The sequence below is a fragment of the Streptomyces sp. 2P-4 genome (genome assembly GCF_030167965.1).
In the GTDB taxonomy this organism is placed as follows: Bacteria; Actinomycetota; Actinomycetes; order Streptomycetales; family Streptomycetaceae; genus Streptomyces; species Streptomyces globosus_A.
This window is the reverse complement of sequence record NZ_CP095011.1, coordinates 6,751,563-6,766,981: the sequence shown is the minus strand read 5'-3', so window position 1 is coordinate 6,766,981 and position 15,419 is coordinate 6,751,563. Positions and strand designations below refer to the sequence as shown.

The 15,419-nt window shown below is 78.7% G+C and carries 6 protein-coding genes; all 6 read left to right on the top strand.

Annotated features, from left to right (window positions below):
• Positions 1 to 42 precede the first annotated feature (42 nt).
• The 6 genes from MUK52_RS30235 to MUK52_RS30210 all read left to right on the top strand — a co-directional run bounded on the left by MUK52_RS30235 (position 43) and on the right by MUK52_RS30210 (position 15,328).
• Positions 43 to 7,173 (top strand): type I polyketide synthase, encoded by a 7,131-nt coding sequence (locus MUK52_RS30235; RefSeq protein ID WP_284581535.1) that lies wholly within the window; start codon positions 43 to 45, stop codon positions 7,171 to 7,173.
• 68 nt (positions 7,174 to 7,241) lie between these two features.
• Entirely contained in the window at positions 7,242 to 11,834 is a 4,593-nt protein-coding gene (locus tag MUK52_RS30230) for a type I polyketide synthase (protein WP_284581803.1), read from the top strand.
• A gap of 68 nt (positions 11,835 to 11,902) precedes the next feature.
• Positions 11,903 to 12,166: a phosphopantetheine-binding protein gene (locus tag MUK52_RS30225; protein WP_114058711.1), complete on the top strand. Its 264-nt coding sequence runs from the start codon at positions 11,903 to 11,905 to the stop codon at positions 12,164 to 12,166.
• Positions 12,163 to 13,011 (top strand): alpha/beta fold hydrolase, encoded by an 849-nt coding sequence (locus tag MUK52_RS30220; RefSeq protein ID WP_284581534.1) that lies wholly within the window; start codon positions 12,163 to 12,165, stop codon positions 13,009 to 13,011. Before MUK52_RS30225 ends, MUK52_RS30220 begins: the two co-directional genes overlap by 4 nt.
• On the top strand, positions 13,008 to 14,228 hold the full coding sequence (locus tag MUK52_RS30215; protein WP_284581533.1) for a nucleotide disphospho-sugar-binding domain-containing protein: 1,221 nt from the start codon (positions 13,008 to 13,010) through the stop codon (positions 14,226 to 14,228). The genes MUK52_RS30220 and MUK52_RS30215 overlap by 4 nt, the downstream gene beginning before the upstream one ends.
• Positions 14,225 to 15,328 carry a class I SAM-dependent methyltransferase gene (locus MUK52_RS30210; protein ID WP_174250411.1) on the top strand — a complete coding sequence of 368 codons (1,104 nt, stop codon included), beginning with the start codon at positions 14,225 to 14,227 and terminating at the stop codon, positions 15,326 to 15,328. The genes MUK52_RS30215 and MUK52_RS30210 overlap by 4 nt, the downstream gene beginning before the upstream one ends.
• Positions 15,329 to 15,419: the final 91 nt, after the last annotated feature.

Genomic DNA, 15,419 nt, shown 5'->3' with positions numbered 1-15,419 from the left:
ACATTCCCCCACCGGGCAACGCCATCGCATATTCGGAGAATTATGACGCCGGCAGAGCACGTCATCGGAGTGACCCCCTTCGGCGAACCCGATGCCCGCCTCGCGGCCGCGGTCACCCGCGGCGGCGGACTGGGTGTCCTGGACCTCGGATCCGGTGACCGGGCCGCCCGTGCGGCCCTGGCCGACCTGCGGGGCTGGCTGCCCGGGCGGTTCGGGGTGCGGGTCGGCCCGCGCTGCCGATTACGGCCGGGGGACGCGGCCGGGCTGCTCGGCGGCCCGGGCGGACCCCGTACGGTGCTCCTCGCCGAAGGATCCGCGGTGCGGCCCGAGGACGTGCCGCCCGGGGTGCGGGTGCTGGCCGAGGCCACCGGCCTGGCCGAGGCACGGGCCGCGCTGGACGCGGGCGCGCACGGCCTGGTCGCCCGCGGCAGCGAATGCGGCGGCCGCATCGGCGAACTCGGCACGTTCGTCCTGTTGCAGCAGCTCCTGGACGCCGCCGGCCCCGACGGGCCGCCCGTGTGGGCCTGCGGGGGCATCGCTCCGGGCACGGCCGCCGCGGCCGTCGCCGGCGGAGCCGCGGGTGTCGTCCTCGACACGCAGCTGGCGCTTCTCGCGGAGTCGGCGCTCCCCGCGGCCGTGGCGGCCGTACTGCGCCCGCTGGACGGCTCCGAGACCACCGAGCTGGGCGGCCACCGCTTCCTGCACCGGCGCCGGGCCGCGGCCCCGCCGCCCGGCGCGCCGCCCCTCGACCTGCCCGACGACCCGGACCGGATCGCCTCCCTGCTCGGCGGCCGGGACCCCGACACCCAGCTCCTCCCGGTCGGGCAGGACGCCCCGCTGGCCGCCGTGTTCGCCGACCGCCACCGGGACGCCGCCGGCGCCGTGCGCGCCGTCGCCGAAGCCGTCCGCGCCGCGACCGCCGACGGCGCCGCAGGCCGCGCCCTCGCCGCCGGCTCCCCCATGAGCCGCACCCTCGGCACCCGCCTGCCGATCGCCCAGGGGCCGATGACGCGGGTCAGCGACGGGGCGGACTTCGCCCGCGCCGTCTCCGACGGCGGCGCCCTGCCGTTCCTCGCCCTCGCCCTCGCCGGCCGCGAGCAGGCCGCCGCCCTGCTCGCCGAGGCGGCCGCCGCCCTGGACGGCCGCCCCTGGGGGGTGGGCGTCCTCGGCTTCGCCCCCGAGGAGACCCGCGCCGCCCAGCTCGAAGCGGTACGCGCGCACCGGCCCAGCCATGCCGTCATCGCCGGCGGCCGGCCCTCGCAGGCCCGCGCCCTGGAAGCCGACGGCATAAGGACGTTCCTCCACGCCCCCTCCCCCGGACTGCTGCGCCAGTACCTCGCCGAGGGAGCGCGCCGGTTCGTCTTCGAGGGCGCCGAATGCGGCGGCCACGTCGGACCGCGCAACAGCTTCCCGCTGTGGGAGGCGCAGACCCGGGTCCTGCTCGACCACCTGGCCGGGGACCCCGGCGCCGCGCCCGCCCTGGAGGTGTTCTTCGCCGGCGGCGTGCACGACGCCCGCTCCGCCGCCATGGTCGCCGCCCTGGCCGCGCCGCTCAGCGCCCGCGGGTGCGCGGTCGGCGTCCTGATGGGCACCGCCTACCTGTTCACGCGGGAGGCCGTCGCCCACGGCGCCGTACGGCCCCTGTTCCAACGGCAGGTGCTGGCCGCCGAGCGGACAGCGCTGCTGCGGACGGCTCCCGGGCACGCCACCCGGTGCGTGCCGAGCCCGTTCAGCGAGGGGTTCCGGATGCTTGCGGCGGAGCTGCGCGCCGGCGGTGCGCCCGAGCGGGAGGTGTGGGAGCGTCTGGAGCGGCTGAACGTCGGCCGGCTGCGGCTGGCGAGCAAGGGCGTCGAGCGCACCGCCGCCGGCACGACGGCGCCCGTCGACGAGGAACGCCAGTACGCCGAGGGCATGTTCATGGCCGGACAGGCCGCGGTGCTGCGGGACTGCGCGACGACCGTCGCCGAGCTGCACGAGTCCGTCACCGCGGGCGCCGCGGCCTTCCTGGAGCGGCGGCGTGCCGCCCTGCGGGCCGCGGCACGGGACCGGGCGGGCGCCGGGTCCGGCGGGCGTGCGCCCGCACCGCTGGACATCGCCGTGGTCGGCATGGCCTGCGTGTTCCCCGGGGCGCCGGACCTCGCCGCGTTCTGGGCGCAGGTCCTGGACGGCCGCGACGCCGTCACCGAGGTGCCCGCGGAGCGCTGGGACCCGGACGTGCACTGCTCCCCCGGCCCCGACGGCAGCGGCCCGGCCAGCGCCTCCCGGTGGGGCGGCTTCCTGCCCCGCATCCCCTTCGACCCGCTGCGCTACGGCATCCCCCCGGCCTCGCTCGGCAGCATCGAACCGGTGCAGCTGCTCGCACTGGAGGTGTCCCGGCGCGCCCTGGAGGACGCCGGCCGCGGCGAGGGCGGCCGGCCCTTCGACCGGGCGCGGACCGGCGTGGTGTTCGGGACCGAGGCGGGCAGCGACCTGTCGAACGCCGCCACGCTGCGGACCGTGCTGCCGTCCTACTACGGGCGGGTGCCGGCCGGGCTGGACGGGCAGCTGCCCCGGCTCACCGAGGACACCTTCCCCGGCGTGCTCGCCAACGTCGTCGCCGGGCGGGTGGCGAACCGCCTCGACCTGCGCGGCCCCAACCACACCGTGGACGCCGCCTGTGCCTCGTCGCTGGCCGCGCTCGACGCCGCCTGCAAGGAACTCGTCCTCGGGACGAGCGACATGATGCTCTGCGGCGGCGCCGACCTCCACAACGGCATCAACGACTACGCCCTCTTCACCTCCGTCCGCGCCCTGTCCCCGACCGGGCGCTCCCGCGCGTTCGACCGGTCCGCGGACGGCATCGCCCTCGGCGAGGGCGTCGCCTGCGTCGTCCTGAAGCGCCTCGCGGACGCGGAGCGGGACGGGGACCGCGTGTACGCGGTGGTCAAGGCAGTCGGCGCGTCCAGCGACGGCCGCTCGCTGGGGCTGACCGCGCCCCGGCCGGAGGGGCAGCGCGCCGCGCTGGAGCGCGCGTACCGGGGCTCCGGCGTGTCCCCGGCCGACGTCGGGCTGGTGGAGGCGCACGGCACCGGCACCGTGGTCGGCGACCGTACGGAACTCCGGGTGCTGACGGAGGTGTTCGAGGCGGCCGGCGCCCGCGCGGGGAGCTGTGTGCTCGGGTCGGTCAAATCGCAGATCGGGCACACGAAGTGCGCCGCCGGGCTGGCCGGCCTGGTCAAGACGGCGCTCGCCCTGCACACGGGGGTACGGCCCCCGACCCTCCACCTGTCGAGACCGGACCCCGCCTGGCAGGCGGGCGCGAGCCCCTTCGTGTTCCACCGCGAGGCACTGCCCTGGCCGGCCGCCCCCGGGCGGCGGTACGCGGGGCTGAGCGCCTTCGGCTTCGGCGGCACCAACTTCCACGCGGTACTGGCCGGCCACGACGCAGGCGGGCCGCCGCCGGAGCACACCCGGGACGAGTGGCCGGCCGAGCTGTTCCTGTTCCGCGGGACCGACACCGCGGCGGCCCGCCGGGCGGCGGCCGACCTGCTGGAGGCCGCCGACGCGGCGGCGCGCGGGGAGACCCCGTGGCGCCTGCGCGACCTGGCCGCCACGACGGCGGGCCGAGCCGCGCGGGCGCGGGGCGGCATCCGCATCGCCTTCACGGCACGGGACCTCGCGGACCTGTGCCGGCTGCTGCGCGCCGCGGCGGACGGGGCCGGGGCGGACGCTGCGGCCGGGGCCGCCCCCGGCGGACGGGTGTACCGGGCTGAGGGGGACGGGTCCGGCGGCGCCGGCCGCACCGTCTTCCTCTTCCCCGGGCAGGGCAGCCAGCGGCCCGGTATGTCCGCGCACCTCTTCACCGCCTTTCCCGGCCTCGGGCGGCTGCTCCACGCGGACGCCGGCGGCCGGGCCGCGGCGGCGCTGTACCCCCCGGCCGCGTTCGACGACGCCGCTCGCGAGGAGATGCGGCGCGCCCTCACCGACACGCGGGCCGCGCAGCCGGCCCTCGGCATGGTGGAGCTCGCCGCGTACGAGCTCCTCGCCCGCTGCGGGATCCGTCCCGACATGGCGGCCGGCCACAGCTACGGCGAGCTGGTCGCCCTCTGCGCCGCCGGAGTCGTCGACGCGGAGGCGCTGCCGCGGCTGAGTTCGGCGCGCGCCGCGGCCATCCTCGACGCGGTCGGCGCCGATCCCGGGGCGATGGCGGCGGTGGCGGCCGCACCGGAGGACATCGGGCGGGTGCTGGGCGGCCCGCCGCTGCCCGGGGGGCTGGTCGTCGCCAATCACAACGCGCCCCGGCAGTGCGTCCTTTCGGGGCCGACGCCGGCGGTCGAGGCGGCCGTGCGCCGGCTGGGGGAGGCCGGGCTCGGCGTGAAGCGGCTGCCGGTGGCGTGCGCCTTCCACAGTCCGCTCGTCGCCGCGGCCGGGCAGCCCTTCGGCCGCGCCCTCGCCGAACAGCACCTGCACGAGCCGGAGTTCGAGGTGTGGGCCAACCGCACCGCCCGCCCCTACCCGGCCGGCCCGGATGCGGTGCGCGGGGAGCTCGCCGCCCAGATCGGGGCGCCGGTGCGGTTCGCGGAGGAGATCGAGGCGATGTACGCGGCCGGGGCCCGGACCTTCGTCGAGGTCGGTCCGGGGTGTGTGCTGACCCGGCTCGTCTCGGACGTCCTGGCCGGCCGGCCGCACCGGACCGTCGCCTGCGAGCCGCGGCCCGACAGCGGCCTGGCCGGCTTCCTCGACGCGGTCGCCCGCCTCGCGGCCGCCGGGCTGCCGGTGGCCGCCGACTGGATGTTCCGCGGGCGGGACGCCGTCGACACCGACCGGGCCCCCGCCCCGCGCACCCCCGGCTGGACGGTGGACGGGCACCTCGTCCGCACCGCCTCCGGCGACCCGCTCCCCGGCGCCCTGGCGCCGGCCCGACCCGTTGTGGAGGCACCTGTGGCGACGAACCCCGGAGAGGCGGCGCCGGGTGCGCCGGACGCGCTGGTCGCCGAGTTCCTGCGCAGCAGCCGGGAGGTGATCGCCGCGCAGCGGGACGTCCTGCTGGCCTACTTCGGCGGCACGGTGGAGGCGGCCCCGGGGGCCGCCGGGCCCCAGTCCCTGCCGCTGCCGGTGCCGCTGCCGGTGCCGGTGCCGCTGCCGGAGTACGGGTCCGGTCAGGCGGCCGCTGCCGGAGCCGACCGCGGCCGCATCGGCAGGGGGCCGGCGCGGGATGCTGCGGCCGAGCGGGCAGCCGGCGACGGCGAAACGATCCTGCGGACGGTCCTGGAGCTGATCGCCGAACGCACCGGCTATCCCCTCGACATGGTCGAGCCGGACCTCGACCTGGAGTCCGACCTCAGCGTCGACTCGATCAAGCGCGCCGAGATCGCCGGTGAACTCGCCCGCAGGCTCGCCCCCGCGGACGCCGCCGGGCCCATGGCGCTGGACGACGCGGAACTGGAGGAACTGGCGCGAGCGCGCACGGCGACCGCGATCGCCGCCTGGCTGGCCGCCCGTGCGACCGCCACCGCGCCCGCCGACGCGCCTGGCCCCGCGCCCGGCCCTGGCTCCGGTGCTGCGGAGGAACCCGGGGCCGGCCCGGGAGCGGGCCACCCGGTCGACGACGCCCTTGCCGACGCCCCCGCGGCCGCGGCCGGTGCGGTGACTGCCGCCGGGGCACGTGCCGCCGCCGGCGCGACGCCCGATCCCGTGGGGGCTGCGCCGCGGCGGTACCGGGTCGTGCAGGCTGAGGTCGTGGGCCCCCGGCCCGGGCCCCCGGACCTTGCCGGAAGCCGCTGGGCGGTCCTCGGCGACGGGGCCGGTGCGTGGCGCGGTACGGCCGCCCGGCTGGCGGCGGTGCTGGACGCGCAGGGTGCCCTCCGGGTGGATCCCGGTGAAGGCGGCGACGGCTTGGCCGTGGCGGACGGCGCCCTCGACGGTGTCGTCGTACTGGACGCGCTCGGCGAGGCGGGCGGGCGGGCCTTCCTGCCGGACGGGTTCGGTGTCGTACGGGCGGTGCTGCGCGCCGGTGCGCGGCGCCTGTTCGTCGTCCGGGAGGCCGGGTACGGGTTGCGGGCGGCCGGGGTGGACGGGCTGGTGCGGGCCGCGGCCCGCGAGTATCCGGACGCGGTGGTGCGCTGCGTGGTGCTCGGTGCGGATGCCGCGCCGGGGCCCGAGGGCGCCGTCGAGGCCTTGCTGGAGGAGGCCGCCGCGGGCGGCGGTGAGCCGGTCGTGCTGCGGACGCCTGCGGGCCGGTTCGCGCCGGTGCTGGTCGAGGCGCCGCTCGGGCCGCTCGCCGGCAGGGGTGCGGGGCCGGCCGGGGCGGGCGCCGCGGAGGCGGAGGCGCTGGGGTTGGACCGGGATGCCGTCCTCGTCGTGGTGGGCGGCGCCCGCGGCATCACGGCCCGGTGCGTGGCGGTGATCGCGGCCGCGGCCCGCTGCCGGGTCGAGATCCTCGGCCGGACCCCCGTGCCCGCCGGGCCGGAGGAAGCGCTGACCGCGGCCGCGGCCGACCGGGCGGCGCTGCGGGGCGTCCTGGCCGGCACCGGCCGGTACGCCTCGCCTGCCGACGTCGAGCGCGCCGCCGGCCTGGTCCTGGCGCGGCGGGAGGTGGCGGCCACGCTGGACGCCGTACGGGCAGCCGGGGGCCTGGCCCGCTACCGCAGCGTGGACTGCCGGGACGCGGCGGCCGTCCTCCAGGCCGTCAAGGAGATCCACGCCGAGCACGGGCGGATCGACGGGGTGGTCCACGGGGCCGGCATCGTCGAGGACCGGCTGATCGCCGACAAGTCGCCGGAGTCCTTCCGCCGCGTCCACGGGACGAAGACGCTGAGCGCGGCCGCGCTCCTCGCGGCCGTCGAGCAGCTGCCCGAGGGCGAACGCCCGCGCTTCGCCGTGCTGTTCGGCAGCATCGCCGCCGTCCTCGGCAACCGCGGCCAGACCGACTACGCGGCCGCCAACGACGCGCTGGAGGCGTACGGCGCGGCGTGGGCGGCGCGCACCGGGCTGCGGGCGCTGACGGTGCACTGGGGGCCGTGGGCTCCGTCGCCCGTCCACGGCGGCATGGTCGCACCGGAGTTGGCCCGGCACTACGCCCGGCGGGGGGTGCGCCTGATCGACCCCGAGGAGGGAGCTCAGGCCCTGCTGCGGGAGTTGGCGTGGGGCGACCCGGCGGAGCGGGCCGTCGTCCTGAGCGCGTCGGAGTGGTGACGGTGGACTCCCCGGCCCGCGCCCCGTACGGGGGCGGCACGCCCGCGGTGCCCGTCGCCATCACCGGCATGTCCGTGCTGCTGCCGGGCACGCCCGACCTGGCCGCGTACTGGCGCCACCTGTGCGCCGGTGCGGACCTCGTCGGGGACGTGCCGCCCGGACGCTGGGACGCCGCCTACTACCACCCGGGGAGCGCGCCCGAGGCGGCTGCCGCCGACCGGGTGTACTGCCGGCGCGGCGGGTTCGTGGACGCGGTCGCGGAGGTGGACCCCGCCCGCCTGGGGGTGATGCCGTCCTCCGTGCCCGCCACCGAACCGGACCAGCTGATCGCCCTGCACGTGGCGGCGAACGCGCTGGCCGACGCCGGCGGGCCCGGCCGGCTGCCGGACCGCGAGCGCGTCGGGATCGTCCTGGGGCGCGGCGGCTACCTCACGCCCGGGCTGGTCCGCCTCGACCAGCGCGTCCGCACCGCCCGCCAACTGGTGTGCACGCTGGCCGAGTTGCTGCCGGGGCTGGATGCGGACCGGCTGGAGGAGGTGCGGCGGGCGTTCACCGAGCGGCTGGGCCCCGACCGGCCGGAGGACGCGATCGGGCTGGTCCCGAACCTGGCCGCCTCCCGGGTCGCGAACCGGCTGGACCTGCGGGGGCCGGCGTACACGGTGGACGCTGCGTGCGCGTCGTCGCTGCTGGCCGTGGACCAGGCGGTCTCCGCGCTGGCCGACGGCCGGTGCGACGTGATGCTGGCCGGGGGCGTGCACCACTGCCACGACATCACGCTGTGGAGCGTGTTCTCGCAGCTGCGCGCCCTGTCGCCGAGCGAGCGGATCCGCCCCTTCCACCGCGGTGCGGACGGCCTGCTCATCGGCGAGGGCACGGGCGTGGTGGTGCTCAAGCGCCTCGCCGACGCGGAGCGCGACGGCGACCGCGTCTACGCCGTGGTCCGCGGTACGGGCGTGAGCAGCGACGGCCGCGCCTCCGGCCTCGTGAACCCCGATCCGGCCGGGCAGGCACGGGCCGTACGGGCGGCCTGGCGGGCCGCAGGCCTCGACCCGGCCGCGCCGGGCTCCCTCGGGCTGCTGGAGGCGCACGGGACGGCCACCCCGGCCGGCGACGCCGCCGAACTCGCCACCCTGCACCAGGTGTTCGGGCCGCCGGACACCTCGCAGGGGGCGGGCCGGCCCGTGCTCGGCTCCGTGAAGTCGATGATCGGGCACGCCATGCCGGCCGCGGGGATCGCCGGGCTCGTCAAGGCGGCGCTGGCCGTGTACCACGGCGTGCTGCTGCCGACCCTGCACTGCGAGGACCCGCACCCGGCGCTTGCCCGGACGCGCTTCCGCCCGCTCGCGCAGGCGGCCCCGTGGGAGGAGGGGCCGGGCGGCGGGCCGCGCCGGGCGGGGGTCAACGCGTTCGGCTTCGGCGGGATCAACGCGCACGTCGTCCTCGAACAGGCCCCCGCCTCCGCCCCGGCGGCCGCGCTGCCCCTCCCGCCGGGGCCGCGCGCCCGGACGGCGGTCGACGAGCCGGAGCGCGTCCTGCTCCTGGCCGCGGAGACGCCCGGCGGCCTCGCCCGCCTTCTCGACGCGCCCGATCCGGCGGTACACGCCGAAGGGCAGGCCGCCGCCCCGGCGGGGCCGGTGCGGCTGGCCGTCGTCGGGCCGTCCGCGGAGCGGCTGGCCCTGGCCCGGCGGGCCGTCGCCAAGGGCGCGCCGTGGCACGGCCGCGGCGACGTCTGGTTCCGCCCCGGCCCCCTGCTCGGGGCGGCCTCACCGGGGCCCGGCAGGACGGTGTTCCTCTTCCCCGGCCTGGAGGCCGAGTTCGCTCCGCGCGTCGACGAGGTCGCCGACCGGTTCGGCCTGCCCCGCCCGCCGGCCCCGCCGGGCCCCGCAGCGGACGGGCCTGCCGCGGTCGGCGGGCTGGGCCGGCACGGGCTGGGCGTCGTCGCCGTCGGCCGCCTCCTCGACGCCGCGCTGCGCCGCATCGGCGCCGTACCGGACGCGGTCGCCGGGCACAGCGTCGGCGAGTGGACGGCCATGGCCGCGGGCGGACTGTACGAGGAGGAGGCGGTGGACGCGTTCATGGCCGCCCTGGACCCGGAGGCGGTCCGGGCGGCCGACCTGGCGTACGCGGCCGTCGGCGCGCACGCCGACCGGGTGGCGGAACGGCTGGCCGGGGGCGGTCACCCGGGGGTGGTCGTCTCGCACGACAACGCGCCCGGCCAGTGCATGGTGTGCGGACCGCCCGACGCGGTCGGGCGGTTCGCCGCCGAAGTGCGCGCCGGCGGCGTCCTGGTGCGGACCCTGCCGTTCCGCTCGGGTTTCCACACGCCGATGCTCGCGCCGTGCATCGGGCCCTTCCGGGAGGCCGCCGAACGGCTGCCGCTGCGCACCCCGCACACCCCGGTCTGGTCGGGCACGACGGGCCGGCCCTTTCCGGCCGACGCGGCGGGGGTCCGCGAGCTGTTCGTTCGCCACCTGCTGGAGCCGGTCCGCTTCCGCGTCCTCACCGGCTCCCTGTACGAGGCCGGCTTCCGCGTCTTCGTCCAGGTGGGCCCGGGACAGCTCGGCTCCCTGGTCGGGGACACCCTGGCGGCGCGCGACCACCTGGTCGTCGCCGCGAACTCGGCGCGCCGCGGGGGTCTGGCCCAGCTGCGGCGGGTGGCGGCCGCGCTGTGGACGGCCGGCGCCGCCACGGACCCCGAGGCCGTGGACGGGCGGGATGCCGGGCCGGAGCGCACGGCACGTCCCGGCGCCGCCGGGGCACGCACCGGGCGCCCGGTCCGGCTGGACCTCGGCGCGGCGCTGGTGTCGCTGCCCCCGTCGGCCCGCCCGCCCCTCGCACCGCACCCCTCCCCCAGCGCGGTCGCAGCTGCGGCATCCGCGGCCGGCGGGCCCGTGGCCGCCGAGTTGGCGGCGCTGCTGGACGAGACGGCGCGCACGGCGCAGACCGCCGCCGCGCTGCTCGCCGGGGCCGGGCGGCCGGGCACCCGCGTACGCCGGCGCGCGCCCGCGGCGCCCGCTGCGCGCCGGGAGACGGTGCGGGTGTCGGTGGAGCACATGCCGTACCTGCTGGACCACTGCTTCTTCCCGCAGCGCGCGGACTGGCCGGACGTGGCGGACCGGTGGCCGGTGGTGCCGGCGACGACGATCACGGCGCTGATGAAGGCGGCGGCGGAGCGTGCCGCTCCGGGGCGGGCGGCGGTCGCGGTGCACGACGCGTGCTTCGACCGGTGGCTGACGGCCGCCGAGCCGGTGGACGTCCCGGTCTCCGTGGCCCCGTGCGGCCCGGACCGGGTGGCGGTGTCGTTCGGGCCGCATGCGCGCGCCGTGGTGGAGCTGGCCGGCCGGTGGCCGGCGGAGCCGCCGCCCGCGGTGCCGGCCGACCCGGCGGGCGAGCGGGTGCCCGACCACACCGCGGAGGAGGTCTACCGGGAGCGCTGGATGTTCCACGGCCCTGCCTACCGGGGGATGAGCCGGCTCACCGCCATCGGCGACCGGCACGTGCGGGCCGTCCTGACGGTGCCGCCCGCACCGGGCGGTCTGCTGGACAACGTGGGACAGGTCCTCGGCTACTGGATCATGGCGACGCGCACCGAGCGGACCGTCGTCTTCCCGGTCCGGGTGCGGCAGATGCGCTTCCACGGCCCGGACCCGCGGCCCGGCACCCGGGTGGAGTGCACGGTGCGGATCACGTCCCTGACGGACACCGTGCTGGAGGCGGACGCCGTGCTGACGGTGGCGGGCCGGGTGTGGGCGGAGCTTTCGGGCTGGCAGGACCGGCGCTTCGACAACGATCCGCACACCCGGCCGGTGGAGCGCTTCCCCGACCGCAACACCCTCTCGGCGGCCGGGCCCGGCGGCTGGTCGCTGGTGTTCGAGCGCTGGCCCGACCTGGCGTCCCGCGAGCTGATCATGCGGAACGCCCTGGGCGGGCCGGAACGGGCCGCGTACGCCGCCCGGCCGCCGCGCGGCCGCCGGCAGTGGCTGCTGGGCCGGATCGCGGCGAAGGACGCGGTGCGCCGCCTGCTGTGGGAGGCCGGGGAGGGGCCCGTCTTCCCCGCCGAACTCCTCGTGGAGAACGAGCCGTCGGGGCGGCCGCGCGTCACGGGCCGGTACGGGCGCACGCTGCCGCCGCTGCGGGTGTCGGTGGCGCACCGGGCCGAGGCGGGCGTGGCGCTCGCCCGCGCCGCCGACGCCCCGGTCGGGCCGGGACCGGGGCCGGGCATCGACATCGAGGAGATCGCCGAGCCGGGCGGCGCGACCGCGGCGACCGTGTTCGGGGCGGCGGAGCTGGCCCTGCTGGCGGCCTGCCGGGCCGGCTCGGCGGAGCCTGCGGACGTGTGGTTCACCCGGTTCTGGGCGGCCAAGGAGGCCGTCGCCAAAGCGGAGGGCACCGGACTGCGCGGCCGGCCCCGGGACATCGAGGTGACGGCGGCGGAGCCGGACCGGCTGACGGTCCGCGTCCGCCGCCGCACGGACGCGGCCGACCCGCCGGGCGCGCCGGGCCCGCCGGGGGGCCCGTACAGCGTGTACCGGGTCGGCTGCACGGAGGTGGCCAACCCTCCGGGGCTGCCGCCGCGCGCGTACGTCGTGGCGTGGACGACCGGCCCGGACCCGGATCCGCCGGGGCCGGGCGCCGACCGTGACGAGGGGAGCGAAGGGTGACGACGAGCAGCGGGCCCGATCCGTCCGGGGGAGCCGACGAGGCGGAGGTGCTCGCCGAGCTGACCGCCATGATCCGACAGGTGCTGGAGGGCTACGAGGTGGAGGAGGGCGAGGTCACGATGCGAACGCGCTTCGGCGCCGATCTCGAACTGGAGAGCATCGACCTGGTCACGCTCGCCGGGCTGCTGGAGGAGCGCTACGGCGGCGCGGTCAACTTCGCCGAGTTCGTCGCGGACCTGGACCTGGAGGAGATCATCGAGCTGGACGTGGGCCGGCTCGTGGACCACATCCGCCGGTGCCTGAAGGCCGCGGACGGGGTGGGGACGCGGTGACCGTCCTCGACACCGGCCGGGTCCGGCTGCACGTGCAGCGCCTCGCACCGCCGGACGGCCGCCCCGCGCGGGCCACCGTGGTGCTGGTGCACGGGCTGCTCACCGACAGCCTGGCCAGCTACTACTTCACCATCGCCCCGGCCCTGGCCGTGGCGGGGCTGGACGTCGTCATGTACGACCAGCGGGGCCACGGCCGCAGCGAGCGCCCGGCCCGCGGGTACGGGCTCGACGACGCGGCCGGGGACCTGGACGCCGTCCTGTCCGGGCTGGGGGTGCGGGGGCCGGTGCACCTGGTGGGCAACTCGTACGGCGGGACGGTCGCGTTCGCGTACGCGCTGCGGCGCCCGGAGCGGGTGGCCGGCCTGGTGGTGGTGGAGTCGGAGCCCGCGACCGCCGCGTGGGCGGCCAAGCTGGCAGGCCTGCTGGAGCGGGTCCGCCACGAGATGACCGCCGACGAGGATGCGGCGCTCGCCTGGATCGCCGCCCACCACGGCGGGCACACCGCCCGCCTGGCGAAGGCCGCCGGGCGGCTCGTACGGGACACCAGCATCACCGTGGACATCCCGGCCAGCCCGGTGCTCGACGACGACGCGATCCGGGCCCTGCGCTGCCCCGTCCTGGCCCTGTACGGGGCCGAGTCCGACCTCGCCGGGCAGGCGCCCCGGCTGCGGGCACTGCTGCCGCACTGCACCGCGGAGCTGGTGCCGGGGCTGCGCCACTCGGTCCTGGTGGAGGCGCCGGCGCGGGTGCGGGACGCGGTCCTCGACTGGGTCGGCCGCACCACCGCGCCCGCGGCGGCGGAGCGGCAGCCGGCCGCCGCCGGGCCGCGGGTGCACGCCCGGTGAGCGCCTTCCTCCTCGTGGTCCCGCCGCTCGTCGGGCACGTCAACCCGCTGGTGGGGGTGGCGTCCGAACTGGCCGCCCGGGGCCACCGGGTGGCCTGGGCCGGCGACCCGGTGCTGGTCCGGCGGCTGGCCGGACCGGACGCGGCCGTCCACCCGTGCGCCCGGAGCGGCCCGGAAGACGGGGGCGGCGGGGGCGGCGGCGGGACGGACCCCGTACGCCCGCCCGGCATGCGCGGCCCGGAGGCGCTGCGCTTCCTGTGGGAGCGCTTCCTGGTGCCGCTCGCCGAGGCCATGGCGCCCGGGGTCCGCGAGGCGGTCGGGGCGTTCCGTCCGGACGCGGTCGTCGCCGACCAGCAGGCGCTGGCCGGGGCGCTGGTCGCCGAGGACCTGGGGATCCCGTGGGCGACGTCGGCGACGACGTCCGCGGAGTTCGCGGACGCGCTCGCCCCGATGCCGCGGGTCGCCGCCTGGAACGACGCGCTGCTGAGCGGCCTGCGCCGGCGGATCGGGCGTCCGGGCGGCAGGTGCGACCCGCGCTTCTCCCCGCACCTCGTGCTCGCGTTCAGCACTCCCGAGCTGGCCGGGCCGGTGCTGCGCGGCGGCGAGCGGATCGCCTGGGTCGGGCCGTCCCTGGCGGCCCGGCCGCGCCCGGCGGCGTTCCCGTGGGAGCGGCTCGATCCCGGGCGCGCCCTGGTGCTGGTGACGCTGGGGACCGCGAACGCCGGCGCCGGCGGCCGGTTCCTCGCCGAGGCGGCGGCAGCCGTGCGGGCGCGGGCCGGGGCCGTGCAGGGCGTGTTCGCCGATCCCGACGGCGTACTCGGCGCACGGGAGGACGATCCGGATGTCGTCGCGCTGCCGTTCGTGCCGCAGCTCGACCTGCTGGAGCGGGCCGCGGCCGCGGTCTGCCACGCCGGCCACAACACGGTGTGCGAGGCGCTGTGGCACGGCGTCCCGCTGGTCATGGCGCCGATCCGCGACGACCAGCCGGTGGTCGCCGCGCAGGTCGAGGGGTGCGGGGCGGGCGTGCGGGTCCGCTTCGGGCGGGCCGGTGCCGCCGCGATCGGCGCGGCCCTCGACACCGTGCTGGGAGAGCCGCGCATCCGGGCGGCGGCCGCGGGAGTGTCCGCCGCGTTCCGGGCGGCGGGGGGCGCGGCCGCAGCGGCGGACCATCTGGAACGGCTGGCCCGGACAGGCGCCGGGGAAGGGGAGGACGGATGAGCGGGCGCAGGGAGCGCGCGGCCCGGGTGGCCGCGCTGCGCGCGGTGTACCGGGAGGAACTCGCGGACGGTACGGCGGTGTTCTTCGAGCCGCGCGCGCACCGCTGCCCGTGGTGCGGCTCCGGCCGGCTGGGAGGCCGGCTGCGCACCGCGGACCTGTTGCAGCACAAGCCGGGCGAGTTCGCCCTGGACCGGTGCCACGACTGCGGGCACGTCTTCCAGAACCCGCGGCTGAGCGAGCGCGGACTGGCCTTCTACTACCGGGACTTCTACGACGGCCTGGGCGAGGAGCGCCTCGCCGGGGTCTTCGCGGGGCGTACGGCCTCCTACCGGGCGCGAGCCGAGTCGGTGCGCCCGCACCTGGCCGGTCCGGCGGAGTGGCTGGACGTGGGCACCGGGCACGGGCACTTCTGTGCGACGGCCGCGGAGCTCCTGCCCGACGTGGCGTTCGACGGCCTGGACCGCTCCGACGGGGCGGAGCTGGCCGAGCTCGCGGGGCGGGTGCGGCACGGCCACCGCGGGACGTTCGCGGAGCTGGCGGAGAAGGCGCCCGGGTCGTACGACGTGGTGAGCATGTTCCACTACCTGGAGCACGCGCCGGATCCGCTCGCCGAGTTGGAGGCGGCGTACGCGGTCCTGCGGCCCGGCGGGCTGCTCGTGGTGGACGTGCCGGACCCGGAGAGCCGCTGGGCGCGGCTGCTGGGCCGCTGGTGGCTGCCGTGGCTCCAGCCGCAGCACCTGCACCTGGCGCCGGCGGGCAACCTGCGCCGGAGGCTGGACGCGTGCGGGTTCACGGTGCTGGCGCAGGAGCACGCGCAGGCACACGACGCGGTGGACCTGGTGGCGGCGGCGTGGCTGGCGCTGGACGCGGCGGCGCCCCGGGAGGACCTGCCGTGGCTGCCGGAGCCGCCGGGGCCGGCCCGGCGGGCGCTGCGGGGCGCGACCCTGCTGGCGGGGGTGCCGCTGCTGCTGGCGGCGACCGTCCTGGACCGGACGGTGGCGGGCCTGGCGGCGGAGCGGTGGGGGCTGACGAACGCCTACCGGCTGGTGGCCCGCCGCGAGGCCCGGCCTGACGCCGCACCGGCGACGGCCGGGGGATGAACCCCCCGGTCCCGGGCGGCGTCCGGCCCGGTGCGAGACTGTGCCCCGGCCCGGACGGGAGCGTCCGGGCCGGTGGTACGGGCGGCGGACG